The 25,111-nt window shown below is 46.9% G+C and carries 20 protein-coding genes and 8 pseudogenes; all 28 read right to left on the bottom strand.

Going from position 1 to position 25,111, the window contains the following annotated elements:
* Window positions 1-196 precede the first annotated feature (196 nt).
* The 28 genes and pseudogenes from JCM10519_RS06355 to JCM10519_RS06240 all read right to left on the bottom strand — a co-directional run bounded on the left by JCM10519_RS06355 (window position 197) and on the right by JCM10519_RS06240 (window position 24,967).
* Window positions 197-607 carry a CorA family divalent cation transporter gene (locus JCM10519_RS06355; protein WP_347843475.1) on the bottom strand — a complete coding sequence of 137 codons (411 nt, stop codon included), beginning with the start codon at window positions 605-607 and terminating at the stop codon, window positions 197-199.
* Between the two features lie 130 nt (window positions 608-737).
* Window positions 738-1,206, bottom strand: a pseudogene (locus JCM10519_RS06350) (cytidylate kinase-like family protein).
* A complete protein-coding gene (locus JCM10519_RS26945) occupies window positions 1,175-1,336 on the bottom strand; it encodes a cytidylate kinase family protein (protein WP_347843311.1) in 162 nt (53 codons plus the stop codon). Before JCM10519_RS26945 ends, JCM10519_RS06350 begins: the two are co-directional and overlap by 32 nt.
* A gap of 16 nt (window positions 1,337-1,352) precedes the next feature.
* Window positions 1,353-1,676, bottom strand: a complete 324-nt coding sequence (locus tag JCM10519_RS26940) for a hypothetical protein (protein ID WP_347843474.1) — start codon at window positions 1,674-1,676, stop codon at window positions 1,353-1,355.
* Window positions 1,677-1,681: 5 nt separating this feature from the next.
* The gene (locus JCM10519_RS26935) at window positions 1,682-2,014 is read right to left on the bottom strand and encodes an ABC transporter permease subunit (protein WP_347843310.1); all 333 of its coding nucleotides are present in this window, start codon (window positions 2,012-2,014) and stop codon (window positions 1,682-1,684) included.
* Complete coding sequence (locus tag JCM10519_RS06340) at window positions 2,008-2,742, bottom strand: ABC transporter permease subunit (RefSeq protein ID WP_054738308.1); 735 nt, start codon at window positions 2,740-2,742, stop codon at window positions 2,008-2,010. Before JCM10519_RS06340 ends, JCM10519_RS26935 begins: the two co-directional genes overlap by 7 nt.
* Before the next feature lie 24 nt (window positions 2,743-2,766).
* A complete protein-coding gene (locus JCM10519_RS06335) occupies window positions 2,767-3,594 on the bottom strand; it encodes a transporter substrate-binding domain-containing protein (protein ID WP_347843309.1) in 828 nt (275 codons plus the stop codon).
* Window positions 3,595-3,692: 98 nt separating this feature from the next.
* Window positions 3,693-4,419: pseudogene (locus tag JCM10519_RS06330) on the bottom strand (amino acid ABC transporter ATP-binding protein).
* 209 nt (window positions 4,420-4,628) lie between these two features.
* On the bottom strand, window positions 4,629-5,621 hold the full coding sequence (locus JCM10519_RS06325; RefSeq protein WP_054738307.1) for an oligopeptide/dipeptide ABC transporter ATP-binding protein: 993 nt from the start codon (window positions 5,619-5,621) through the stop codon (window positions 4,629-4,631).
* A gap of 1 nt (window position 5,622) precedes the next feature.
* On the bottom strand, window positions 5,623-6,642 hold the full coding sequence (locus tag JCM10519_RS06320) for an oligopeptide/dipeptide ABC transporter ATP-binding protein (protein WP_054738306.1): 1,020 nt from the start codon (window positions 6,640-6,642) through the stop codon (window positions 5,623-5,625).
* Between the two features lie 16 nt (window positions 6,643-6,658).
* On the bottom strand, window positions 6,659-7,036 hold the full coding sequence (locus JCM10519_RS26930) for an ABC transporter permease subunit (protein WP_347843308.1): 378 nt from the start codon (window positions 7,034-7,036) through the stop codon (window positions 6,659-6,661).
* Window positions 7,011-7,544 (bottom strand): ABC transporter permease, encoded by a 534-nt coding sequence (locus tag JCM10519_RS26925; protein WP_347843307.1) that lies wholly within the window; start codon window positions 7,542-7,544, stop codon window positions 7,011-7,013. Before JCM10519_RS26925 ends, JCM10519_RS26930 begins: the two co-directional genes overlap by 26 nt.
* A 7-nt stretch (window positions 7,545-7,551) precedes the next feature.
* Window positions 7,552-8,462 (bottom strand): annotated as a pseudogene (locus JCM10519_RS06310) (ABC transporter permease).
* Window positions 8,463-8,629: 167 nt separating this feature from the next.
* Window positions 8,630-10,243, bottom strand: a complete 1,614-nt coding sequence (locus JCM10519_RS06305; RefSeq protein ID WP_347843306.1) for an ABC transporter substrate-binding protein — start codon at window positions 10,241-10,243, stop codon at window positions 8,630-8,632.
* 218 nt (window positions 10,244-10,461) lie between these two features.
* Window positions 10,462-11,154 (bottom strand): MgtC/SapB family protein, encoded by a 693-nt coding sequence (locus tag JCM10519_RS06300; RefSeq protein WP_054738305.1) that lies wholly within the window; start codon window positions 11,152-11,154, stop codon window positions 10,462-10,464.
* 246 nt (window positions 11,155-11,400) lie between these two features.
* Window positions 11,401-12,541, bottom strand: a pseudogene (locus JCM10519_RS06295) (Gfo/Idh/MocA family oxidoreductase).
* 83 nt (window positions 12,542-12,624) lie between these two features.
* The gene (locus JCM10519_RS06290; protein WP_054738304.1) at window positions 12,625-13,671 is read right to left on the bottom strand and encodes a sugar ABC transporter permease; all 1,047 of its coding nucleotides are present in this window, start codon (window positions 13,669-13,671) and stop codon (window positions 12,625-12,627) included.
* The gene (locus JCM10519_RS06285; protein ID WP_347843473.1) at window positions 13,668-14,654 is read right to left on the bottom strand and encodes a sugar ABC transporter ATP-binding protein; all 987 of its coding nucleotides are present in this window, start codon (window positions 14,652-14,654) and stop codon (window positions 13,668-13,670) included. Before JCM10519_RS06285 ends, JCM10519_RS06290 begins: the two co-directional genes overlap by 4 nt.
* 65 nt (window positions 14,655-14,719) lie before the next feature.
* Window positions 14,720-15,184, bottom strand: a complete 465-nt coding sequence (locus JCM10519_RS26920; protein ID WP_347843305.1) for an ATP-binding cassette domain-containing protein — start codon at window positions 15,182-15,184, stop codon at window positions 14,720-14,722.
* A gap of 139 nt (window positions 15,185-15,323) precedes the next feature.
* Window positions 15,324-15,890 (bottom strand): sugar ABC transporter substrate-binding protein, encoded by a 567-nt coding sequence (locus JCM10519_RS06280; RefSeq protein WP_347843304.1) that lies wholly within the window; start codon window positions 15,888-15,890, stop codon window positions 15,324-15,326.
* Window positions 15,847-16,233, bottom strand: coding sequence for a substrate-binding domain-containing protein (locus tag JCM10519_RS06275; protein ID WP_347843303.1), 387 nt, complete (start codon window positions 16,231-16,233; stop codon window positions 15,847-15,849). Before JCM10519_RS06275 ends, JCM10519_RS06280 begins: the two co-directional genes overlap by 44 nt.
* A 144-nt stretch (window positions 16,234-16,377) precedes the next feature.
* Window positions 16,378-17,045 (bottom strand): annotated as a pseudogene (locus JCM10519_RS06270) (5-deoxy-glucuronate isomerase).
* Window positions 17,046-17,269: 224 nt separating this feature from the next.
* Window positions 17,270-18,284: pseudogene (gene iolG / locus JCM10519_RS06265) on the bottom strand (inositol 2-dehydrogenase).
* A 24-nt stretch (window positions 18,285-18,308) separates the two neighbouring features.
* Window positions 18,309-19,214 (bottom strand): myo-inosose-2 dehydratase, encoded by a 906-nt coding sequence (gene iolE, locus JCM10519_RS06260; protein ID WP_054738459.1) that lies wholly within the window; start codon window positions 19,212-19,214, stop codon window positions 18,309-18,311.
* Between the two features lie 78 nt (window positions 19,215-19,292).
* Window positions 19,293-21,224 carry a 3D-(3,5/4)-trihydroxycyclohexane-1,2-dione acylhydrolase (decyclizing) gene (gene iolD / locus JCM10519_RS06255; protein WP_054738301.1) on the bottom strand — a complete coding sequence of 644 codons (1,932 nt, stop codon included), beginning with the start codon at window positions 21,222-21,224 and terminating at the stop codon, window positions 19,293-19,295.
* A 20-nt stretch (window positions 21,225-21,244) separates the two neighbouring features.
* Window positions 21,245-22,279 (bottom strand): 5-dehydro-2-deoxygluconokinase, encoded by a 1,035-nt coding sequence (iolC, locus tag JCM10519_RS06250; RefSeq protein WP_054738300.1) that lies wholly within the window; start codon window positions 22,277-22,279, stop codon window positions 21,245-21,247.
* Window positions 22,280-22,492: 213 nt separating this feature from the next.
* Window positions 22,493-23,973: pseudogene (locus JCM10519_RS06245) on the bottom strand (CoA-acylating methylmalonate-semialdehyde dehydrogenase).
* Between the two features lie 149 nt (window positions 23,974-24,122).
* Window positions 24,123-24,967, bottom strand: a pseudogene (locus JCM10519_RS06240) (class II fructose-bisphosphate aldolase).
* Window positions 24,968-25,111 lie beyond the last annotated feature (144 nt).

Genomic DNA, 25,111 nt, shown 5'->3' with positions numbered 1-25,111 from the left:
ACCGGCTTCCCATGTTGCCGACGGCCTCGCACACACTTTTCGCAAACAAAACGAGAGGTATCAGGCACGTTTCAGACCTTCATCCTCTCGCTTCACACAAAGGTATATTATAGCAGATTTTCTTTTGAGTGTCAAGGTGATGGCTTGAATTTCCCACATCTTTTTTAACAGGAAATGATTTCCATCCCTCTGTTTTCTATCTTTTAAGCCATCCATTCTTATTAAAATACCATATCTCTATCAGAATAATTATGGCACTGGCTCCCACACAGACCAGATAGCAATAATCCCAGTTAAGCTCCGGCATATTTTTAAAATTCATGCCATACCAGCCGGCAATCAGCGTAAGGGGCATGAAAATAGCGGTGACCATTGTGAGAAAGGACAGCACATGATTCTGCTTCATATCTATATGCACCTGGTACATTTCCCGGATCTGCAGGGCATATTCCCTTAATTCCTTTCCATGCTCCGTAAGCCTTGCCATGGAGCCGGAAAACAGGTGAAACAGAGCACAGTCCTCATCCTTTAACAGCCCGTTATAATTTTCCGTCAAGGTCTGGCTGATATTTAAAAGCTGTCCATAATAGGAGGAAATCTTTGCCAGCCTGCTTCTTTATCCAATTTTATCCCCGGTTTTCTTCCATGTCAACAAAACAGACCCTTTCAGCGAAAAACCGGGCTTTCACCCAAGCTTCACCAAAAAGGCCTGTTTTATAAAAAGCTTCCCATTCTGACTATTCTCCATAAAGCTGGTGCACAATCTCTGCAATCAGCTTTGCGGTTCCCGTGACTCCTAAAAGGGAAGAATCGATCATCAGGTTCTTATGTTCCGGATCACCGGGAAGATAACCGGCGTATTTCTTATGATAGGTATTTCTGGCCTTGTCAACGGACGCGATCATTCGTTTCGCCTCACTCTCAGTCATGCCAAGTGTGTTCACACAGTTTTCCAGCCTTTTTTTCATAAGGAGCATAAATAAAAATATTGATGTTGTTCTTTTCCTTTTCCAGAAGGTAATCCGAGCACCTTCCTACCAGGATGCAGCTGGATCTTTTAGCCAGATCCAGAATAATGCCTTTTTGAACATCAAAAATAATGTCCTGCATGTAAGTCTCGTCCGTCCCCAAAGGAAACATACGGGGCAGAAAGCTATGCTTTGATTTTTCTTCCTCATTGCTGACCGTGGAGACAGGAAGGTTCAGCTTTTTTTGCTACCTCCTCAACAATATCACGGTCATAGAATTCCACTCCCAGTTCTCTGGACAGCTCCTTGGCGATGGAGCGTCCCAGGCTTCCGAATTCACGGGTAATGGTGATTGTAAACTTTTTCATAGCAAGATGTTCCTCCCTAACCAGTTACAATGGTTTTCTGATATCCCCTCACCACACAGCTAAGAGCAAAGCAGATGGTAAAATAGCAGAGGGCTTCAAATCCGAACAAAAGCAGCATGCCCCTGACATCGTAAATGCTTCCAAGAACAACGGAGCAGTTTCTCATAAACTCCGCCACATCCACCATTTTTAAGAAGGAAGTATCCTTGATGATGGTGATCACCTGACTGAGCAGGGCCGGAAGCACCTTTTTATACATCTGAGGAAGCACAATATATATAAGAGTCTCTACAAAGCTGAATCCCTGGGACTGGGCGCCTTCAAACTGCCCCTTTGGAATGGAGTTTAAGCTCCCCGGAATATTTCAGCCATAACCGCTGAGGTGAAAAGGGAAATCGCAAATACTGATACTCCTACCTTATTCCCCTTCACGGTGAAATAGATCCAGAGTATCCACAAAAGATTGGGCGTACAGCGGAAAAATTCTGTATAGGCAGCCACAATTCCTCCTGCCCATTTCCATTTTCCCGTTGAATAGGTTCTGATAAGAGCCAGGATCGTCCCGAAAAATGTACTTATAAGGGTGGCGAAAACGGCGATCATGACAGTCATTCTGAGCCCCTTCAGCATGAAAGTCACGTTGGCCTGAGTAAATATCTGCTGAAATAATTCTAACATGCTGCCTCCTCATCTGCCTTAATATCAAGCGTTTTTGCGATAGGCAGCCGCATGGATCTGATCTCCAGATAACGGGCCAGCCTTGCCAATGGGAAACAGATGATAAAGTACATCACAGCACTTGTAAAGTACGCCTGGGCAAAGTATCCCCGGTCGGCTCCCCAGGAATCCGTAAAGTACATAAGATCCATACCGGCCACCATTGCCAGAATGGAAGTATTCTTTACCAGATTCAGTGCCTGATTCGCAAGAGGCGGCATAATAATCTTTATGGTCTGAGGCAGAATGATATGATACATGGTTTCCAGATAGGAAAAGCCCTGAGATGAAGCAGCCTCGGACTGGCCTTTTGGTATGGCTTCGATTCCGGTCCTGATGACCTCCGATATATAGGCGCCGTGATAAACGCCTACTCCGATCACTCCCAGCACAAACTTGGGAATCCGGAAGCCTGAGCTGGAAAATAACATGGGCAGCACGGAATAGTAGCACAATACCTGCAAAGCCAAAGGCGTGTTCTGTATGAATTCCACATAAATTCGTGAAATTATCCTTAACAGCTTAAATTTAGCCGTGGAAAACATACCAAATATCACTCCAAGGGCCAGCGCAACGGCCAGCCCCACCAGTGATATTTTAAGCGTCATAAGAAAGCCCGGTATATAATATTCAGGAAATGCCTGAAACAGGGCATTCCAGCGTTTTGCATCAAAAAGACCTTTTATCATGTCATCTATCCTTTACATAAGGTTTTACTGCAATCCCCATTTGTCCTGAAGGGCCATAAGGGAGCCGTCAGAAACCATGGAAGTCACTTTTTCATCAACTAGGGCTGCAAGTCCTGCATTCTCCTTTGCTGCTGCCACACCGTAATCCTGTTCTGCGAACCGGTCCGGTAAGATCTGGTTGCCGTCATTTAAATAGCCTGTCAGGATTGCACGGTCTACGGAGAAACAGTCGATCTGCTTGGTTGCCAGCGCCTGAGCCAGTGCCGGATAACCGTCAAACTCCTGGAACTGAGGATTAACCTTAAATCCCTTTTCGTCAACATATTTCTTAAAGCCGTCCTTAGTAGTGGAGGACTGGGCAATACCAATGATCTTGCCATCCAGATCTTCGATGGATTCGATTCCGGAATTCTTATTGACCAGAAGTCCTACCGCATCGGTAAAATATGGAGTAGAGAAGTTATAAGTCTCTTTTCTTTCCGGTGTAATGGTAAAGGTCGCGATAACAAGGTCGATCTCTCCGTTCTCCAAAAGAGGTCCTCTGGTCTTAGCGGTTACGCCCTGAAATTCTACCAGCTTCCTTTCTTTTGCTTCATCTGCGGTGCAGCCAAAGATAGTGCCGGCGATCTCATAAGCCAGGTCATCCTCAAAGCCTTCATATTCACCGGTTGCCGTATTCAGTAAGCTGAACTTTGGAATATCTGCCTTACAGCCAACCTTTAAAGCTCCGCGGTCAATAATCTTCTGTACGTCTGCAGTTACTTTTCCGCCTGCTGCCTCTGAGCCAGCCGCCGTTGTCCCTTCCTTTGCAGTCGTCTCTGCGGTGGTAGCCTCCGGAGCTTTGCTCCGCATGCGGTCAAGGATGCCATAGCTGCAAAAGCCAGGGCAAGTGATATCATTTTCTTCATCATAATTGGTTCCCTCCTCATTAATATTATTTAAACAGCCTCCTAATGAAGGATCTTGCTTAAAAACGCTTTGGTCCGCTCATGCTCCGGACATTCAAAAAAAGTGTTCCGGTGTTCCTTCTTCCAGGATGTAGCCCCCATCCATAAAGATCACACGGTCTGCCACCTGGCGTGCAAAGCCCATTTCATGAGTTACGCAGATCATGGTGATATTCTCATGGGCCAGCTCAACCATAACATTTAAAACCTCCTGAACCATCTCAGGATCCAGTGCAGAAGTAGGCTCATCAAAGAGTATTAATGGCTGTTTGGTACATAAAGCCCTGGCAATGGCCACTCTCTGCTGCTGTCCGCCCGAGAGTTGGACCGGATAATTCCCCGCTTTTTCCTTTAAGCCGACTCGTTCCAGGCATTTGATGGCATTGTTCTTTGCCTCTTCCTTGGGAACATGCTGAAGCTTGATGGGTGCAAGAGTCAGATTTTCTAAGACAGTGAGATGGGGATATAAATTGAATTGCTGAAAGACCATAGAGGAATATTTTTTTAGCCATTTCCAAATGATTCTTTTTTTGTCACTTCCGTGCCTGCCACGGTTATCTTTCCGCTGGTGGGTTCCTCCAGGTAATTGATGCAGCGGATAAAGGTGGACTTTCCTGAACCGGAGGGTCCGATGATGACCAGCTTTTCGCCCTCCTTTACCGTCAGGCTTATATCCTTTAAAACCTCTAAATCTCCGAAGTTCTTTTTTTAAATTTTCAACTTTCACCATATCTGGCATAATTCCATCCCCTTTCCTCTTTTTTGTCTATATTTTTTTGGACACAAAGGTATGCCTGTAAGGCATTATGTAAGATTTTCCTAAAAATATGCAAAAAGACGCCTTAGAGTTTTAATTTCTTAAGCGTCTTTGCTTAGTCTTTTTTTTAATTGTTGTTATTATAAAAAGATTTATTTGAAAAGTCAAGGATTATTTTCTTTTTACCCAATAAATGGAAGGCAGGAACATGCCACAAAATGTCCCGGAGAAACCTCTTTCATCTCCGGCACCTTACTGCTGCATTCTTCCCTGGCATACATGCATCTGGTGTGAAAATGGCAGCCGGAGGGCACATGCATGGGGCTGGGAAGCTCTCCTTTAAGCATCAGGCGCTTTGACTTTGCGGAAAGCTCCGGGTCAGCCACCGGAATGGCAGAAAGGAGCGCCTTTGTATACGGATGAAGGGGATTTTCATACAGTTCATCACTGTCTGCGATCTCCACCAGCCTGCCCAGATACATAACGCCGATCCTTGTGGATATATGGCGCACCATGGATAAGTCATGGGCCACAAATAAGTAGGTAAGGCCCATTTCCTCCTGCAGATCCTCTAACATGTTTACTACCTGGGCCTGTATGGAAACATCCAGAGCTGAAATCGGTTCGTCGCAGAGCAAAAATTCCGGCTCCACTGCAAGCGCCCTGGCAATTCCTATCCTCTGGCGCTGGCCTCCCGAAAATTCATAGGCATACTTATACATGTCATCCGGCTTCATTCCAACCTTTTTAAGCATTTCTTCAATCCTGCCGTCTATCTCGCCGGCCCCTATGCCGGATACTGCCGTCATGGACTCCCCAATGATTTCCCTCACATTGTGATGGGGATCCAGGGCAGAATAGGGATCCTGGAAAATGATCTGCATCTGCCGGTGGATGGGAAGCAATTTACTGCCCTTTACCCTGGTGATATCCTGTCCCTTAAACAGGATGGATCCGCTGGTGGGGTCGTACATACGGATCAAGGTCCGCCCTAAGGTGGATTTTCCGCAGCCGGATTCTCCTACCAGTCCAAAGGTCTCCCCTTTCCGGATGGTAAGGTTTACACCGTCCACTGCTTTTACTTCTGCCTTCTTGCGGCCAAAAAAGTCCTTGGCAGGAAAATACTTGCATACTCCCCTGGCTTCCAACAGAATTTCCTGGTTCCTGTTATCCATATCACTCCACCTTCCTTTCCCTTGCATTAAGCTCCTCTTCCGAAAAGATGCACATGGCTCTCTGGGTGTCTGAATATACCCGGTACTGGGGAATTCCTTTTACACATTGTCCGCAGGCAAACTTACACCGTTCTGCAAACGGGCAGCCATCGGGAGGGTCCACCAGGGACGGAGCCATTCCGGGGATTGGCTCCAGCCGCTTCCGGTCCCCTGTCTGGGGCTTTGGAATGGCCTGGAGAAGGGCTCTTGTATAGGGATGCTTTGGCGCATAAAAGATTTCTTCGGTCAGCCCCTCTTCCATCAGGAGTCCGCCGTACATAACCAGGATCCGGCGGCTTAAGCTTGCCACCACTCCAAGATCGTGAGTGATAAGTATGATACTCATTCCCGTCTCATCCTGCAGCTTTTTCAAAAGCTCAAGGATCTGGGCCTGAATGGTCACATCAAGAGCCGTAGTCGGCTCATCTGCAATCAGAAGCCTGGGACGGCAGCAAAGGGCCATGGCAATTAACACTCTCTGTCTCATGCCTCCAGAAAATTCATGAGGATACTGGTTTAACCTCTTTTCCGGAGACGGGATGCCCACCTGTTCCAAAACCGTGATCGCTTCCTTATGGGCTGCCCGCTTATCCATACCTCTGTGGCGTTTAAGTACTTCTATCAGATGATAACCTATGGTTCTTACAGGATTCAATGCTGTCATAGGATCCTGGAAGACCATTGCAATCTCTTTTCCCCGCATCTTTCTCAGCTGTTCCGGTGTCATTTTAAGCATGTCCTTATCCATGAACATGATCTGGTCCGCAGTGACCTCTGCATTTTCCGGCATCAGGCCCAGGATGGATTTCATCAGAACACTTTTTCCGCTGCCCGATTCTCCCACAACGGCAAGGATTTCCTGGCGGCCTGCGTGAAAGCTTACGCCGCGCACCGCCTTTACCGATTTCCCGTGGGTATGAAAGGTGGTATGCACATTTTGTACGGACAGGATTTTATCATCGTTTTTCTTTGTCTCTTCCAATTCCTGTTTCCTCGCTTTACTCTTTCTCGTCGTTCATAATTTTCGGTTCCACAAAAACCCGGAGCAGGTTTCCCAGCTTATTAAAGGCAAAAATCGTGATTATGATCAAAAGCCCTGGAATCAGTGCCATGTAAAAGGTGTTCTGCATGGTTCCCTGGGCGTTTTGCAAAAGGCTTCCCCAGGAAGACATGGGCTGCTGTATGCCTACCCCCAGGAAGCTTAAGGAAGACTCTGTCATAATTGCATTTGCCATGCTGGTGGTTGCCGACACAATGATCGTGGGAAATACGGAAGGTATAATATGGCTGGTAATGATCTTCCAGATGCCCACGCCGGAAAACTCGGCATAAAGGATGAATTCCCTTTCCTTAAGGGAAAGAGTCTCTGCCCGCACCAGCCTGGCAATTTCCATCCAGGTAAAAAAAGCCGATGACCAGAATAATGGATTTTAACCCTGGCCTTAAAAAGATGCTGACAACGGTAACCAGGATCATCCATGGAATCGAATACAGGACATCTACAATGCGCATAAGGACCATGTCCACCATGCCGCCGCAAAAGCCGGAAATAGTGCCTACCGCCACTCCGATGGTAAGGCTCGTAAGCATGGCCAGGAATCCAACCAGCAGGGAAACACGGCCCCCGTAGATGACTCTGGCAAAATAATCCCTTCCTACTTCATCGGTCCCAAACCAGTGCCCGGCAGACGGGGGCTGGAGGCGGTTTGCAATATTAGTGGCATTTGGCTCTACAGGAAGAAAAGGCGCAATCAATGCAAATAAAATAATCACTCCCAAAAGAATCAGGGAAATGATTGCCGCCTTATCATGCTTTAATGACAGCAATACGCTGTCCGCTCTGACGGATCTGTTCTTCTTTATGTTCTCTTTGTTTCGTTTCATCTTCCAGTCACCCCATTTCCCTGATGCGCGGATCCGTAATGCAGTAGAGGATATCCGACAGAAGGTTTCCAAGAATCACAAGGGTGGAGGACAGCACCAGAACAATCATGACAATGGGATAATCCATGCCCTGGATCGCCTTGATAAAATAAGGTCCTACTCCCGGCCAGCCAAATACGGTTTCCGTTATGATGGCCCCTGTTACCAGCAGCTGAAGAGCCATGCCAAGCCTTGTAATAATGGGAAGCAGCACATTTTTACAGACATGCTTATACATAATTTCCCCTCTGGAAGCCCCGAGGCCCGCTGAACCAGCACATAATCCTCTGAAAACTGGGTGACCGTGGAGGAACGGACAAATTTTACATTGGCCGGTAAAAATGCAAAGGTAAGGGTGATAAAAGGCATGATAAAATGCCTTAGAAAATCCACCATGGAGGCTTCCTTTCCTACGGAATGCATCCCCACAATGGGAAGAAGCTTAAGCTTATAACCCAGGACAAAAATCAAAAGCATGGAAAACCAGAAGGAAGGAACGGCGATCGCTATGGAAGATATTCCGTCAATCACTTTGTCTGCTGTCTTATTCTTATGGGAGCCTGCTAAAAGCCCAAGGATGATTGCCAGGATATAAGCGGCAGCATAGGCCGGAAGTACCAGTTTTATGGTGTTCGGAATCCTCACCGCCAGATCTCCTGCAATGCTTTGCTTGGTTACGATGGAATATCCGAAATTTCCATTTAATATTCCGTTCAGCCAGCGTAAATACTGGATGAACAGAGGCTTGTCGTACCCATATTTTGCCTTAATCAATTCAATTGTTTCCGGTGACATCTTTGGTGTTGTCATAGCATCAATGGCATTATAAGGTGCAAAATGCATCAAAGCAAAACATAGAATTGTAATTAAAAGGACCATGGGTATGGCTGTCAATATTCGTCTTAATATATATTTCGCCATATGGTTTCTCCTTATATATAGAAAGAGGTGCCTGCTGCAGGATTTCAGCAGCAGAACACCCTTTCCTTTTCACAGCTGATCCCCGCGCCGCACAATTTCTGCAGCTTACACACCTGCTGTCTGCATTACTTCATCTGTAGTTTGGAAGTATCTTCAAAGGTATAAACAGGAACCAGCTTTGATTCTTCAATTCCTGATACGTTCTTAGATACTACAAGAAGCCGTTTATTGGAATACAGCGGATAGAAACAAGCGGTATCCTGCAGCTTCTGCTGGATGGTTGTATAGATTTCCTTACGCTTTGCCACATCCGTTTCCTTACGGCCCTGTGCAAACAGATCATTCATCTCAGGATAGTCATAATGCATGTAATTAAATGCGGCACCTGATTCAAACAAGCTTGAGAACGTATCCGGATCAATGCCCATGATATAGCCGCCAAAGTACATATCATAAGAGTTGTCAGCCTGCTTCATCTGCTGGCTGAGAGCAGTGGAATCCACGCCCGTTAAGTTCAACTTAATTCCTGCCTTCTGAAGCTGCTCCTGTATCATGATGGCAGAGGTGGACTGAAGGCTGTCAGAAGCGTTATAGGCAAGTGTCAGTTCCGGATTTGATACACCGGAAGCAGCAAGAAGTTCCTTGGATTTATCCAGGTTCTGTTCATATTTTTCTACATCCTCTGTAAAATACTGGCTGTTAGGAGGCATGAAGCTCCATGGCAGGTCATAATACTGGGGATCTAAGAGAGCTGCATCTGCAATGGCCTTTTTGTCCAGGGCATAGAAAATGGCTTTCCTGAAGTTTTCATCCTTTACACGGCCTGCATTGATCATCATATATCCCACACGGCCTTCCTGATATGGATAAACGGTCAGATTAGCTGCTTCCAGATTCATCTGCGCCACCTGTGCAGGAGTTCCGATCCATGCGTTTACTTCTCCGCTCTGAATCGCTGTCATGGCTGTATTTTCATTTTCAATGATCCTGTATACGAAATTGTCAATGGAGGGGGCGCCCAGAAAGTAATTCTCATTCTTCGTGAATTTCACGTAGGAACCTGGGGAGTATTCTGCCATTACGTAAGGCCCTGTGCCTACAGGCTTGGTATTCACATCATTATTTTCAAAGTTCTCCACATTTTCATAGATATGCTTTGGCATGATGAAAATCTGGGAAAACAACTCCACTGCAGCGGAGTTTACAAAAGGCATGGTAAGGGAAACCGTATAGTCGTCGATCTTTTCGATCTTAACTGCTCCTTCGGGAAATACCAGCTGAGAATATGCCCAGCCAGCGTTTTTCTCGTCTGCCATGGCTTCAAAGGTAAAGACAACGTCATCAGCAGTGAATTTCTCTCCATCCGACCATTTTACATCATCCCGCAGGTGCATGGTATAGGTCAGTTTGTCCTCAGAGGTGTCTATACTCTTTGCCAGGAAGTAATTGATCCCATCCGCATTGTACATATACAGCGGGGAATAGATCATCTTAATGGTCATAAGGCCGAAACGGTCGCTTGTGGTGATTACATTCACATTAGCTCCAGGATCGCCTGCAATTGCATAGGTAAATGTGCTTTCCCCTCCTGCTGCCGTTGTTCCGGCTCCTTCATCTGATCCGCCTGCTGAAACTGCGTCAGCAGTTGTGGTACCTTCTGCAACCGGGTCCTTTCCTCCGCAGGCGGTAAGGCCTCCCAGCACCATGACAGATGCCAGCAGGAATGCCGCACTCTTCATAAAAACTTTTTTTCATACATTTCTCCTTTCAGTTTTCCGTTAATTATAACCGATGCCGTATCAGGCTTTCAGTCAGAAAAGTCAGATTCATTATAAACACATTTCAGGTTAATTTGCAACTGTTTTTAAGTTTATTTCCTACTTTTTCTATAGCTTTACGGTGATTCAGTTTGAAAACAATCAAAAGATTCCTTTACTGGAAGATCATACCTGTTACTTTAGCCGTTAATGGACTCGATCCGTTCATCATTTGACCACTTGATGACCAGATCATTTTTCTCATATCCAGCCGGATAAAGGAGATCCAGTTCCACCTTGACCCCATCCTTTGTTTTTCCTACCTTAATGTTTAAAACCTTGATCTTCTCCTCATTTAAGTTATGAAACAACTCCGTGATAACGATGTTGTATTGTTTCGTGGTTATTTTTAAGACACCTCGGTATGGCTCCCTGGAGAGAAAGGGAACATCATGAAGAATGACCTGGGTAAAAATAAGAAAAAGGCCTGCTCCGCATCCCAAAAAGTAGTTGCCTGCGCCGATTGCCATCCCCACTCCTGCAGTCGCCCAGATGCCTGCTGCAGTTGTTAAACCGCTGACTGAATGATTCTTAACAAAGATCACTCCTGCTCCAAGAAAGCCGATCCCTGATACGATCTGGGAAGCGATTCTGGAAGCATCAAAATTGGGAACATCCCGGAACCCGTACTTGGAAACCACCATCATAAGAGCCGCTCCCATAGCCACAATGGCATGGGTTCTCATCCCTGCCCCCTTATAACGATTGGTTCTCTCATATCCGATCAGATACCCTAAAAACCCTGCTACAACAATTCGAAAAAACAAACCCGTCTGGTAGATAAGGTCATACCTTTCCACAAGGCTCACCAGTATTTGCCAAACCTGGCTCATGATTATTCCTCTTTTCTGATATCAATTATCCATCAATACCTTATAAAATATGCTGACAGAGTTTATCATGTTTGCAAAAAGGTACTTGCAGGGTATCTGCTTGCCCGGATCAGTCCTGACCCTGTTTTCGTGTGTTTCTGAAAAGGACTGATCAACGGATAAAGGCCAGAAAAAGACAGAAGCCTGAACGCTTTCCATCTTTTTCTGGCCTTTGGCAAGGCGGACGCCTGAATAGTCCCTGAATTTTTAGACATATTCAACCCAAAGAGAACCGTTATCGGCACTCTCTACGCAGTGCTCTACAAAGCGCACACCCTCAACTCCATCGAGGATATTGGGAACCCATGTCCCGCTCAGCACGTCTAATAGCTTTGCACCGCTGTCAAGTTTTTGGCAGCACTCTGCAAAACGGCGATACATCCCGCTCCAGGACTCAAACAAGCCCTCAGAATGGCCGCTTCCCATGCGGTTGCTGGCGGTCATCTCATCATCTAAGTAGAGATAGTCCATGCCATGCTCTAATATTCTGACAGGCTCACCCTGCACCTCGTAGGAGAGCTGATTTGGATGTTCATCCCACCACTCGATGCTTGCCTTGCTGCCGATTACACGAATTTTTTTGCTGATGAGTGCTTCCCGCGTTGACGCTTGTCGCCCAGAGTGTGCCGACTGCTCCGCCCTTGTACTGCAGGAGAACTGTCGCGTTATCCTCCAATGGAGCACGGCTTGCCACAAAGCTCTGACGTGTGCAAAGCAGCTTCTCAATCTCCAATCCCGGTACCATCATCTGACTCATATAAAGGCAGTGTGTCCCCAAATCCCCCAAAACGTATGTAGAGCCGGAGGTTTTCGGGTTTACGCGCCAGGCTGTACCCGCACTTTTACTCTCAACAGGGTGGGTCTGAAAGCCGTGAGCGAACTGCATTTTGATGATACGCACATCACCGATATCGCCCCTCGCAATCATCTGACGAGCCTGATGCACCATCGGGAATCCGGTATAGCCGTAAGTTACGCCGAACATACGATTCTTCTCAATTGCCAGCGCCTTCAGTTCCTCTGCTTCTTCCAGGGTGAAGCAAAGCGGCTTTTCACATACAACATGAAGTCCTGCAAGGAGAGCCTCACGGCTGACCTCATAGTGCAGAAAGTTCGGCACGCAGATTGTCACCGCCTGAATTCCGTCTTCACGCTTTGCCTCTTCAGCAAACATCGTCTTATAATCAGAATAACACCGCTCAGGTGACAGCCCAAGCTTCACACCAAACTCACGTCCGCGCTCTGCATCTACGTCCAGCGCGCCTGCTACAAACTTAAATCCTCCGTCACGGCACGCACTGCTTCGATGGATGTATCCAATCTCGCTGCCTTGACCGCCGCCAACCATACCCCAACGCAGGGGAGCTGCACTTGTCCATACCTCACGAAACATATTTGTTCTCCTTTAAATTCAATTATTTTGACAGGTTACTATTTGATCATCGCCTGCTTGCGAGCGTTTGCCTCCGCTTTGGCACGCATCACGTCAATCAGTACCGCCAAGATTATAACAAGTCCGATAACCACATACTGAACATCAGTGCTTGCACCCAGCAGGTTCAGACCATTACGGATAACAGCGATAATCATTGCGCCCACAAGTGTTCCGCCCATACTGCCCTTACCGCCCGTAAAGCTCGCTCCGCCTACGATACAGGCAGCTATTGCATCTGTATCAAAGGTTGCGCCCGCGTTCGGGTCAGCAGTTGCCACACGCCCTGCCAGAACAATTCCTGCAAGTCCGCACAGCAGACCGCTCATTGTATAGACAATTCGCAGAACCTTATCACAGTCGATGCCCGATAGCCGGCTTGCCTCCGGGTTACCTCCCACGCAGTAAATCTTCCGGCCAAGCTCTGTACGTGTCAGGAAAATGTGCATAATTACATACAACACGACCACCGCTACAAAGCTCATCGGTAAGCGGCCAATGGCCTTTGTGCCGGGAACGGCAGCGCTGCCAAGCCACAGCATACCATCAACGCCCTTACCGCTAAGTCCAATAGGAGTTGCAGACGTCACGATTAATGCCAGGCCCCAGGTTACAAACTTCATGCCAAGTGTTGATACGAACGGGTGAGGCAATGAAAGCCTTGTTAAAAGTGTGCCGTTTATATAACCTACAATTCCCGCAATGACAAGTGCCACCAGGATCAAGACAGGTGAAAACGTAAATCCGCCTTTCACCATGACGCCCATGACACAGGTAGCCAAAACCGCGTTAAATCCCACGGAAAGGTCGATACCCGCCGTAATCAGCACGAGAAGCATTCCTGCCGCGATAAAGCAGTTGATGGACACCTGGCGCAATACATTCATAAGGTTGCTTGTCGCAAAGAAGCGTCCGCGCGTGGCAATACCAATTAAAAGACATAGCACGATCAATGCCAGAAGGGCCCCCATTTTACCGATGATTTTTTTAATTGTTAAGGTTTTTCCGATGGCTTCATGCGGCTTTGCCGCTCTTGTCGTATTCATGCGATTTTTCCTCCCCACGCCGCTTTCATAATTGATTCGCTGTTAAATTGCTCGCTTTCACGCTCAATTTCGCCCATAATTTTGCCCTCGCGCATGACAATTACGCGGTCACTCATTCCCAAAATCTCAGGCAGCTCACTTGAAACCATGATGACGCACTTACCCTCTCCGACAAGCTTGTTTATCACGTTATAAACCTCAATCTTCGCGCCCACATCGATCCCGCGCGTCGGTTCGTCAAAGATGTAGATGTCCGCCTCTGCGTTGACCCACTTGCCAATGACGACTTTCTGCTGATTTCCACCTGACAGCTTTCCAACGACTTCGTCAATAGAAGGCGTTTTTATTTTAAGGCTGCTGATATGATTCTGCCCTGTACTTTCGATACGTTCTTCATCTAAGAAGCCGTTCTTTATAAACTTATTCATAGTTGCCAATATGAAGTTATTCCGAATCGTCTGGTCCAGGATCAGTCCCTGCCCCTTACGATCCTCTGTAATGAAGGCAAGCCCTGCGGCAATGGCCTGTTTGGGGCTGCGGAACTTCATCCTTTTGCCCCTGATGTGAACCTCTCCTCCGTCAAGTTTATCAGCCCCGAAGATTGCACGCATAACCTCTGTCCGCCCCGCTCCGACAAGTCCTGCAAAGCCCAGTACCTGCCCGCCGTAAGCCTTAAAGCTAATATTGCTGAACATGCCCCTTTCCATAAGGTTCTTCACCTCAAGGTAGCATTCACCTTTCGTTCCTGACACCTTGGGGAAGAGATTGTCAAGCGAACGGCCCACCATCGCCTGAATCAGACTGTCATTGGTCCAGTCCCCAATGTCCTGGGTTTTAACGTGTTCACCGTCACGAATAACAGTCACTCTATCGCAAAGCTCAAAGAGTTCTTCTAATTTATGGGAAACGAAGAGTATTGCAACGCCTTGACTTTTCAGCTTTCGGACGACCTCCATAAGCTGTTTTACGCCGTGCTCCCCCAATGAAGAGGTCGGCTCGTCCATGATGATAAGCTTTGCCTTCAGGCGAACTGCCTTTGCAATCTCAATCATCTGCTGTTGTCCAACACCCAGCTCGCCCGCATTTTTCTGAGGGTCAATGTTCTGCCTAAAATCGCAAGAGCCTCTGCCGCCTCTTTATGCATTCTCGGGTAGTCAAGCAATCCGCCCGCGCCTTTAATCTGATGCCCTAAGAACACGTTATCAGTCACTGAGAGCAGCTTGATAATATTAAGTTCCTGATAAACGCAGGCAATACCCGCCGTGCGCGCGTCGTTCGGACCGTGGAAGTGCTGTTCTGCTCCGTCTACAAAGATTTGCCCCTCTTCGGGTTTATACACGCCTGTTAAGGTTTTAATTAGAGTAGACTTTCCTGCGCCGTTTTCGCCGATAAGTCCATGTATCTCGCCAGGTTTAATCTGAAGCTGCATATTTTTAAGAGCCACTACACCTGGGAAGTATTTTGTTATTCCACGCAGTTCAACTACATATTCAGGATTTTCCTTTTCCGCCATTTGCGCGATGCCTCCTTTCTTAGTCTTTCAAAGAGTTGGCAGTGCAATCATGCAAACTAAAAACATTGATTGCCATGCAGAATTTATTTTGCGCCCTGTTTTAAGTTTCGCCCACCGCAAAGAGGCGGGCGAATTCATATTATTTCTTATATCCTTCTACATTATCCGCGTCAACTACGGTTACGGAAACAACCTGATCAACCTCAATCTCTTCACCGTCTGCAACCTTAATCGCCTGCTCGATCGCCTGATAGCCCATTAAATAAGGCTGCTGAGCAATACTTGCGGTCATAGTACCTGCCGCAATGGCTTCTACTGCCGCGCTTGTCGCGTCAAATCCAAGAACCAGCACATCGTCACGTCCTGCTGCCTTCAGCGCCTGCAGCGCACCCATTGCCATATCGTCGTTCATGGACAGGATAGCCTTCAGATCAGGTGTACGGGACAGAGCGTCCTCTATATACGGCATAGCTACGTTTGCAACGTTTCCGCCATAGGTAACATCAATATTAGTAATTCCCTTGCTTTCAAGACCGGTACGGAAGCCCTCTAAGCGCTGCTCGCTTGTGGACTCGCCTGATTGGCCGCCCACCAGCAGAACCTTATCGCCCGGTTTAAGTTTAGAACCAATGTATTCACCGCCCTTAATACCGGCAGCGACGTTACCTGTGCCGATGAACGCTTTTTTTAGCGGGATATTCGGCATTGGAGTCAACAAAGATTACGGGCACTTCAGGATACCGTGCCAATGTAGAGGTTTCGCTCTCCTGCAAAAGTGCGGTAATCAGAACCTGGGGGTTACTTGTAAGCTCACTTTCAAGTTTACTTACATGGTCGGTGATATTGGTTTCATCGGGTGCACCCAAAAGGCTATACTCTACGCCATATTTGGCGGCGGCGTCCTTAACACCCGCAGCGACCTGCCCCCAATACTCACTGTTTAGGGTTTTCAGAACGACGCTGAACTTGTATTTGCCTGAAGCCACTTCTGTGCTGCTATTTGTTTCTGCAGACTTCTCCGCACCACATCCTGCAAGCATTGATGCCATAAGACCTAAAGCTAAGATTGTTGTTAAAATTCGTTTTTTTCATAAACTCTCCTTTTCACATTAAAAATGAGGTTGATCGTATCAAGGTAAAAAAAGCGCTATCCAATCCTATAATTTTTGTGCGTATAGGCCACCAGAATCAAGTTATTTTAATTCCTTGATCCAATTATATCTTGGGTCATCTACCCGTGTTGTCCATGGATTGCCCGGAAGGTGCCGGATCATCCAGCAATAGTACATGGGGAAACCAGGTGCAGTCACCTGAGGATGAGTCCTGCCGCCGGTAATGGCAGCACAGCTTCCATCCTTGATCTTAAAGACATCTTCCCCAATGAAGCAGGCGCCAAAGCCCTCAGGCCGTTCAAAGCGGTAGTAATAAACCTCAGGCTGGGGATGGTCATGAGGAGTGTAGCTGGACCACCCGCCTGATGAGTGATGACTTCTCCGTTTACCATATTGGAATAGGGAGCATTATTGTAGTCAAAGATGGTGCGGACCGTCCGCTTCATCTTGTTTTCCAAAAGCCCTTCCCCAAAAATATCATTGGTACAGTCCTGGGGTCTATAGAAAACGCTGTTAAATGCCTTGTCATTTTCGGTTCGCTGAACCAGGATCTGACTGTCCTCTTTTGCCCCTATGCTGACCAAAACACCCTTTGAAACATGAAGGCAGTATGGTCCTTCTTCCATCAGGCTGCTCCGTTTTCCCCACTCCTTCTTTTCTTCCCAGGAAAATGATATCTCTCCGGTAAGGAGAAGGACCGCCATCTCATCCGACCCACTGGAAAAGGACCGTTCCTCCCCCGCCTTCATCTCATAGACGGCAATGTCCATTAACATATCATTTTCCCCATCTCCTGCTTTGGTGAGGAGTTTTATTCCTTGGGGATCAAATTCCGGATAACTGAATAATTCGCTCATGGCAGCTCCTTTCTCCATCTGTAGCCTGTATCATGAACCTGCAGTTCATGATCAGCATTCGCCGCTCACACCGATGTGCAAGCTCACCTTCGCTCTCTTGCGCGCTCTTACGCTCATTACATCAATATTTCAGAAATCTTTACAGGTCTGTGCTCCTGTACGGATTTTTTGGCGGCGATGCCCATTAATACAGGCTTTAATCCATCCTCTACACCAAGAGGGGTATCGTTATCATTCTCAATGGCTTCGATGAAGCAGTTCACTTCCTTTGCAAAGGACTGCATATAACGCTCTAAGAAGAAGTAAAGGGGCTTTTCTCCGGTAACGCCATCGGCAGTACTTAATACTGCGCTGGATTCGGTATCATTGGAGGTTGCCACCATTCCCTTGGAGCCGAATACTTCTGCTCTCTGGTCATAGCCGTAAGCTGCCCTTCTGGAATTATCAATAACTGCCAGGCTTCCGTTCTCCATCTTCAGAGTGATAACTGCGGTATCCACATCTCCTGCTTCTCCGATGGCCGGATCCACAAGTACTGCGGACTGAACGTAGATTTCCTCCGCATCGCAGCCTGCCAAGAAGCGGACCATATCAAAGTCATGAATGGTCATATCCAAGAACATGCCGCCGGATACTGCTGCATATTCAGCGCTTGGGGGCTCCGGATCTCTGGAGGTCACTTTGATGATGTGTGGCTCTCCGATTTTTCCGGCTGCAACCGCATTTCTCACTGCTTCAAAGTTGTGGTCAAAGCGGCGGTTAAAGCCTACCTGATATTTAATCTTACTGCCCTTTAAGGCTTCCATAACTTCCTTGATCTTTTCAATGTCGTGATCAATGGGCTTTTCACAGAATACATGCTTTCCTGCCTTAATGGCCTCAACGGAAATAGGGGAATGAGTGTTGGTGGAGGAGCAGATCAAAACCGCATCAATCTCCGGGTCCTCTAAAATTTCCCTGTAATCCTTTGTTGTATTGGCAACTCCCATGTTTCTTGCCCATTCGTCTGTTTCCTCATTCATAAATGGATCGGCAATGGTCTTGATCTTCCCATTTTTTTACAAGGTTGCAAATGCTGGTGGTATGTACCTTGCCGATTCTTCCTGCTCCAATAATTCCTACAGTTACCATAATTTTCTTTTCCCTTCTCTTTTTTTATCTTAAAGACCGGTTTTTTTCAGCGATGAACTTTCTTGCCTGGATAGCATATTCCAGAGGATTTGCCTTTGCAGGGTCCTGCTCTGCCTCTACTACCATGTATCCCTCATAGGAAGCTTCCTCCAGCACCTTGAAAATCGGATCAAAGTCAATGCAGCCGTCTCCCGGAATGGTGAATGCGCCTGCCCGAACCCCTGCCAGGAAGCTCATCCTCTCTTCTCTCACCCTTTTTACAACTTCTGGACGGATATCCTTTAAATGCACATGTTTGATACGTCCCACATATTTTTCTACCATTGCCACCGGATCCTCGCCGCAGTATGCAAAATGGCCGCTGTCAAACAGAAGGTTTACATATTCCGGATCCGTGCCCGCCATCATGCGTTCCACCTCCGCCGCGTTCTGTACAACGGTCCCCATGTGGTGATGGAAGGTTAAAGTCACCCCGTATTTTTCTTTGGAAAGCTTTCCAAGGCGGTTTAAGCCCTCACACAGCAGATTCCATTCCCTGTCATCCATCTCATGCTTTCCTTCGAACACCGGCTGATCCTGAATCCCCTGTATGCTGTAGCTCTGCTCGGAAACACCTACGACCTTGGCACCCATAGCTGCCAGGAACGCCACATGCTTTTCAAATCCTTCTTCCGTCTCCTCATAAGGCTTGCTGATCAGGAAGGTGGAAAACCAGGCGTTGCAGATTTCCACGCCCCGAAGGTCCAAAGCCTTCTTTAATACTTCCACATCTCTTGGATATTTGTTGCCCACCTCGGAACCGGTAAAGCCTGCAAGGGCCATTTCGCTGACACACTGTTCAAAGGTATTTTCCTTTCCCAGATCTGGCAGATCATCGTTAGTCCATGCGATTGGTGCGATTCCTAATTTTACTTTCTCCTTGTTTAACATGTTTGAATCCCCCTGGATTATCATATTTTTATACCGCCTTTTTTACAGCGGATATTTTCTTAGTAAGCTGGCCAATAATCAATACCTTCTGGCTCCGTTTCTTCCTTCCATGACTCTTTCACACGCTTCCCTCACGCTGTTCTTTTCAGAGGTTGTAGCAATTCCTACGTTCCACCAGGATTCATACCCATCCGACATGGTTTTAGGAATCACCTTTAAATCAAACAGGCAGGCCCTTTCCTGTCCTTTGGCATCTTCCAGAGCCTCTTCCAGTTCTTTAACGGTTCTGCAGGTATAAGCTTTCAGTCCATAGCCTTCCCCGATTTTTGCGTAATCAACGGGAATTAAATCTCCTGTTGGCTTTTTCCCGTCTGTATAGCGGAATTCTGTGGCAAGGCTTCCGATTCCATGGTTCATTTCCAGATTATTGATGCAGCCAAAGCCACAGTTATCAAATATCAGAATATTGACCTTTTGCCTTTCCTGCATAATGGTCATGATCTCACTGTGAAGCATCTGAAAGCTGGAGTCACCCACAACACAGTAAACCTCGTTATCCGGCTCTGCAAATTTAACACCCAGCGTGGCTGCCACTTCATACCCCATACAGGAATACCCGTACTCCGCATGGTATCCGCCCCGTTTGTCGGTTGTCCACATACGCTGCATACAGCTTGGAAGAGAGCCCCCTGCCGTAATAATGGTAGCATCTTCATCAATGACTCTTCTGATTGCTGAAAGTGCGGCTGTCTGGGTGATTCTTCCGCCAGTTAAGCGGACAAATTCCGGGATAGTCCTGGGATCCCGTGCTTTAATGTTAGGCTCAAAGTCATCTCCTGTGTATTCAATGCTGCCCAAACGCACCATCTCTTCATCCCATTTTCTTTTTGCATCGGCAATCTCGTTTTTGTACTGAGACACGTACTGTCTTTCCTTAAGCTTTTCCGCCAGCGCCAGAACGGTTACCTTTGCATCCCCGACTGCTTTGACTGCATCCATCTTGTAAGCATGGAATCTGCTGTTATTGATGGTAATAAATCTTACATCTTCCTTTTTAAACAGCCACTTTGAGCTTGTTGTAAAATCGCTCAGCCTGGTTCCGATGGCGATTACCACATCTGCATCCTTTGCGATCACATTGGAGGCATAGGTACCGGTAACTCCGATTCCGCCAAGACAATAGGGATGGCTTGATTTACAGGCACTCTTCCCTCCCTGAGTTTCTCCAAAGGGTATCTTAAATTCCTCACAGAATTTTTCTACGGTTTCTCCGGCATCAGAGTAGCGGACTCCTCCGCCTACGATTACAAGCGGTTTCTTTGCCTCTGCAAGGATATCTGCGATCTCAGCCAGTTCTTCCTCTACCGCCAGAGGCCTGGTAATCCTGTGAACTCGTTTCTTAAAGAAGTAATCGGGATAATCATAGGATTCCCCTTCTACATCCTGGCAGATGGCAATGCAGCATGCTCCGGTTTCCGCCGGGTCCGTCAGTACACGCATGGCATTGATCAAAGCGCTCATGATCATTTCCGGTCTGGTGATCCTGTCCCAGTATTTGCACACTGGTTTAAAGGCATCATTGGTTGTGGTGGCAAGGCTGCCGCTTTGTTCCAGCTGCTGCAATACCGGATCAGGCTGTCTGGAGGCAAAGGTATCCGCCGGAAATACCAGAAGCGGAATGTTATTTACCGTTGCGGTTGCACAGGCTGTTACCATATTGGCCGCACCCGGTCCCACAGATGAAGCACATGGAATAATTTTCTTCCGGTTATTCTGCTTTGAAAAGGCTATGGCAGCATGGCACATTCCCTGCTCATTTCTTCCCTGAAGCACCTTAAGCTGCCCGGGGTCCGTATCCAGAGCCTCTCCTAAACCAACCGCGATTCCATGACCGAAAATAGTAAAAACACCTTCAACAAACTTTGTTTCCACTCCATCGGCAGAAACATATTGATTATCCAGGAACTTCACAAGTGCCTGTGCTGTTGTCATCCTTATTGTTTTTGACATATTCCGCTCTCCTTTATATTTTATACACGGGCAATCATTTCACCAAATTTCTCTTTTTCTTCTTTTATAAATGCATGCACTTCTTCTGGTGTGGGCAGGGAATCCGAACAGTTATTGCTCTTTACCATCATAGAGGCCTCTGCCGAACCAAACTCCAGACAATCTATGATATCCCAGCCCTGATACAGGCCATAAAGGAAGCCTGAACCATATCCGTCGCCGCCGCCAAATCCTTTTCTGGCCTCTACCGGGAACGGTTTGATGGAAAATGACTGTCCGTCATGAGTATATGCGGTAGACCCTTTCATTCCGTGCTTGATGACCACGATCCTGGCATGATAGCTCTGCCACAGAGCCGCACTTTCTTTATCTGTCATGCCCGGTTTGATCAGTTTTTCCGTTAAGTCAAATTCTTCTCTTGAGCCCATAATAATATCGGCTTCTTTGGCAACTGCGGAGTAGTAAATAGATATCTCATCCGTATTTTTCCAGTTATATGCTCTGTAATCGATATCAAAGATAATTCTGACATCGTTTCTCTTGGCCAGCATGACTGCCTTAAGGGCTGCCTCTCTTGACGGGCTTTGTGCAAGCGCCGTACCTGATATCAAAATTGCTTTTGCCTTTTTGATATACGCTTCGTCTATATCTTCTACATCCAGCTGTAAGTCAGCAATGCAGTTCCGGTACATCAGGATATTGCTGTCACTGGAAGAGAGCATTTCTGTAAAGGTCAGTCCCAGCTTTTCTCCATTTTTGCATTTTGTAATATGAGAAGTATCGATTCCCTGGTCATTGAAATAATCTACGACAAATTCACCGAACTGGTCATCTGATACTTTCCCGATGAATCCCGCCCTCATGTTATGTCTGGTCACACCTACGGCGATGTTAGCCGGAGAACCGCCCACAAACTTTTCAAACATGTGCACCTTTTTTAACGGCTTGAATTCTTCTTTTACATACTCGTTGTAAGCCGGATTAAAATCAATTGCCACCCTTCCAAGAAGAATTAAGTCCATCTCTCTGGTTTCATCAAATTTTACATATTCCATCGTCCCATCTCTCCCATCGTTTTGTGTGCCATTGTTTTTATTTTCTCCCCGTGAGCTCTGTTCCATATTGAACTTTTCCGGTCAGCTTTTGAATCCGGCTCCCGTCATTTCTCTTAACATATGTCAGATTGGCGGTTATTCCTTAGAACGAAAAACACACTGCAAGGTTTCAACCACCTTGCAGGGCGTTTTTATATATCTTTGGATGGCATTTTAGATTGTGCCATCCCAGGTATTCACGGTTGTAGACTCTCCGGTTTCTTCGTCGAACCATCTGCTGGTGACAACCTTGTTTTCCGTGAAGAATCTATAGCCATCTTTACCTAAACAGTGCAGATCTCCGATGAATGACAGTTTCTTTCCATTAAAAGGAAACATGCCCACTGGAACCGGAATGCCTACATTGATACCGATCATACCGCCATCGGTGTGTCTGGCGAACTCTCTGGCATAGTGACCGTTTTGTGTAAAGATAACAGAGCCATTTGCAAATGGGTTGGCATTCATTATCTCCAATCCCTCTTCAAAAGTCTTCACTCTCTTAATGCACAGAACCGGTCCGAAGATTTCTTTATCTCCTACGCTCATGCCGGCAGTCACATGGTCAAATATGGTCGGCCCTAAATAAAAGCCACCTTCGCTGCCTTCGACTACGATGTTGCGTCCGTCCAGCACAAGCTCTGCGCCTTCTTCCAATCCTGTCTCGATCCACTTTACGATGGAATCTCTATGAGCCTTATTTACCACCGGACCGAGTTTTGTACTCTTATCATACGCAGGGCCCACTTTAAGAGTCTTAGCCTGAGCGGTTAACTCCGCTACAAGGGCATCGGCGATTCCCTCCTGTACTACCACAACGGGCAGAGCATACATCTTTCTCCTGCACATCCGAACGCAGAGTTGATGATGCCTGCTGCTACCCGCTTGACCGGAGCATCATTTAAAACCAGGGCATGGTTCTTCGCTTCGCAGAGCGCCTGAACCCGCTTACCCGTAGCTGCAGCAGTGGAGTAGATATGCTTGCCTACAGATGTGGAACCTACGAAGCTGATTCCTTTGATGTCGGGATGAGTGAGAAGAATCTCTGCTTCGTTTCTGGAGCAGGTAACAATATTAATAACGCCGTCCGGCAGTCCTGCTTCTTTATACAGTTCAGCGATACGCATACAGGTCTGAGGGGTAAAGGATGCAGCTTTAAGTACTATGGTGTTGCCGCAAGCGATACACATGGGGGTCATCCAGCCCATAGGTATCATTGCAGGGAAATTGAATGGAACGATGCCGGCAAATACTCCCAGAGGCATACGATACAGTACTGTATCAAATCCGGTGGAAGCATCCATCAGGCTGTCTCCCATCATCAGTGACGGAGCACTTATGGCCTGTTCGGTAGCTTCTTTGGCTTTCAGTACATCGCCCTGAGCCTCTTCCCAGTTTTTACCGTTTTCCTTTGCCACAAGCATGGTAAGTTCATCCATATGCTCGATGAGTAAATCTCTGAGCTTATACAGTACCTGAACTCTTTTTATTACAGGGGTAGCTGACCAGGACGGAAATGCTGCTTTGGCTGCCTCCACAGCTTCTTCCACTTCTGCCGGAGTACAGCATGGTACCTTGGCAATTACTTCGCCGGTACTGGGATCGTAGGCATCCGAATACTTTTCCGTCTTTGATTCCTTCCATTGACCATTCACAAGATACTTTAATTTTTTTTACTTCTCCCATAGTTAAATCCATTCCTTTCTTTTGCTCAAAACACAAAACGTTATAAAAAAACGGGTGCTTTAAGAGGTTTTATTATTATAGTTTTTTTACATAGAACCAATGATTATATCAAAATGATTTACGTTAACGGCTCCTTACAATTAAAAATCCGGATATGCTTTATTACATTCTCATACACTCCCCGTACCATAGCTTCATTCAATCCAAAATAATCATGATTTCCTTCAGATTCCAGATACTTTACCGCTTCTTTCGTAAGACTGTCAAAGCTGGCTGTGGCAATGTTGATCTTCCGGATTCCAAGGCCTATGGCTTTGCGGAAATCTTCTGGAGTGATTCCGGTTCCGCCGTGAAGAACCAGAGGTACATCGGTCTTCTGATCAATGGCTTCCAGAACATCAAAGGCCAGTCTGGGAGCCACCGGATAATTTCCGTGGGCATTGCCGATTGCTACGGCCAGTGCATCCACGCCGGTCCTCTCGCAGAAAGTTCTGGCATCGTCAGGATTGGTACAGAGGATTCCCATATCCGTGCTCCCATCTTCGCTGCCGCCCACCAGGCCAAGCTCTGCTTCTATTGTTGCTCCATATTCCCTGGCAAGATTGGCTGCCTCCAGGGTCTTTGCCATATTCTCTTCAAAGAAGATGGGAACTATCCATCATTACAGAGGTGAACCCGTAGCCCAGAGCCTGTTTTAGCACCTGAATGGTCTTGCCGTGATCAAGATGAACTGCAATATCGACCTTTGCGTTCTTCGCTGCCTCCACCATCATGGGCCCCATCAGAATCAGGGGGAGTGAGGGAGACGTACTTCCGCGATCTGTAAGATAATGGGGGTATTCATATCTTCTGCTGCCTTTACAGCTCCCTTCACCATCTCAAGGTTTCCCACGCTGAAGCTCCAACCGCCCAGTTTTTTTCTGATGCCTGATTCAGCAATTCCTTCATTTTTACTAATCCCATATTTCTTCTCCTTTATCCGGGCTGCAATCCCAATACCCTGCTCTTCTATTACATTGGCCAGAATATTAACATTTCCTGTCTTCACCATCATTTCATCAGTGAAAGGAATTTTTATCTCCTTTTTTCTTTATGGGTACATTTTGA

This window comes from Clostridium sp. NkU-1, from assembly GCA_001312405.1.
Note: the sequence above shows the minus strand (reverse complement) of the source record. Positions and strands in the feature narration are given on the sequence as shown.

What these genes read in the sequence shown, in the direction of transcription:
- JCM10519_RS26945 (WP_347843311.1), bottom strand. Translation starts at nt 1,336, where the DNA reads ATGAAAAAGTTTACAATCACCATTACCCGTGAATTCGGAAGCCTGGGA.
- JCM10519_RS26935 (WP_347843310.1), bottom strand. Translation starts at nt 2,014, where the DNA reads ATGTTAGAATTATTTCAGCAGATATTTACTCAGGCCAACGTGACTTTC.
- JCM10519_RS06340 (WP_054738308.1), bottom strand. Translation starts at nt 2,742, where the DNA reads ATGATAAAAGGTCTTTTTGATGCAAAACGCTGGAATGCCCTGTTTCAG.
- JCM10519_RS06335 (WP_347843309.1), bottom strand. Translation starts at nt 3,594, where the DNA reads ATGCGGAGCAAAGCTCCGGAGGCTACCACCGCAGAGACGACTGCAAAG.
- JCM10519_RS06325 (WP_054738307.1), bottom strand. Translation starts at nt 5,621, where the DNA reads ATGGATAACAGGAACCAGGAAATTCTGTTGGAAGCCAGGGGAGTATGC.
- JCM10519_RS26925 (WP_347843307.1), bottom strand. Translation starts at nt 7,544, where the DNA reads ATGAAACGAAACAAAGAGAACATAAAGAAGAACAGATCCGTCAGAGCG.
- JCM10519_RS06305 (WP_347843306.1), bottom strand. Translation starts at nt 10,243, where the DNA reads ATGAAGAGTGCGGCATTCCTGCTGGCATCTGTCATGGTGCTGGGAGGC.
- JCM10519_RS06300 (WP_054738305.1), bottom strand. Translation starts at nt 11,154, where the DNA reads ATGAGCCAGGTTTGGCAAATACTGGTGAGCCTTGTGGAAAGGTATGAC.
- JCM10519_RS06290 (WP_054738304.1), bottom strand. Translation starts at nt 13,671, where the DNA reads ATGAATACGACAAGAGCGGCAAAGCCGCATGAAGCCATCGGAAAAACC.
- JCM10519_RS26920 (WP_347843305.1), bottom strand. Translation starts at nt 15,184, where the DNA reads ATGGCGGAAAAGGAAAATCCTGAATATGTAGTTGAACTGCGTGGAATA.
- JCM10519_RS06280 (WP_347843304.1), bottom strand. Translation starts at nt 15,890, where the DNA reads ATGCCGAATATCCCGCTAAAAAAAGCGTTCATCGGCACAGGTAACGTC.
- JCM10519_RS06275 (WP_347843303.1), bottom strand. Translation starts at nt 16,233, where the DNA reads ATGGCATCAATGCTTGCAGGATGTGGTGCGGAGAAGTCTGCAGAAACA.
- iolE (WP_054738459.1), bottom strand. Translation starts at nt 19,214, where the DNA reads ATGTTAAACAAGGAGAAAGTAAAATTAGGAATCGCACCAATCGCATGG.
- iolD (WP_054738301.1), bottom strand. Translation starts at nt 21,224, where the DNA reads ATGTCAAAAACAATAAGGATGACAACAGCACAGGCACTTGTGAAGTTC.
- iolC (WP_054738300.1), bottom strand. Translation starts at nt 22,279, where the DNA reads ATGGAATATGTAAAATTTGATGAAACCAGAGAGATGGACTTAATTCTT.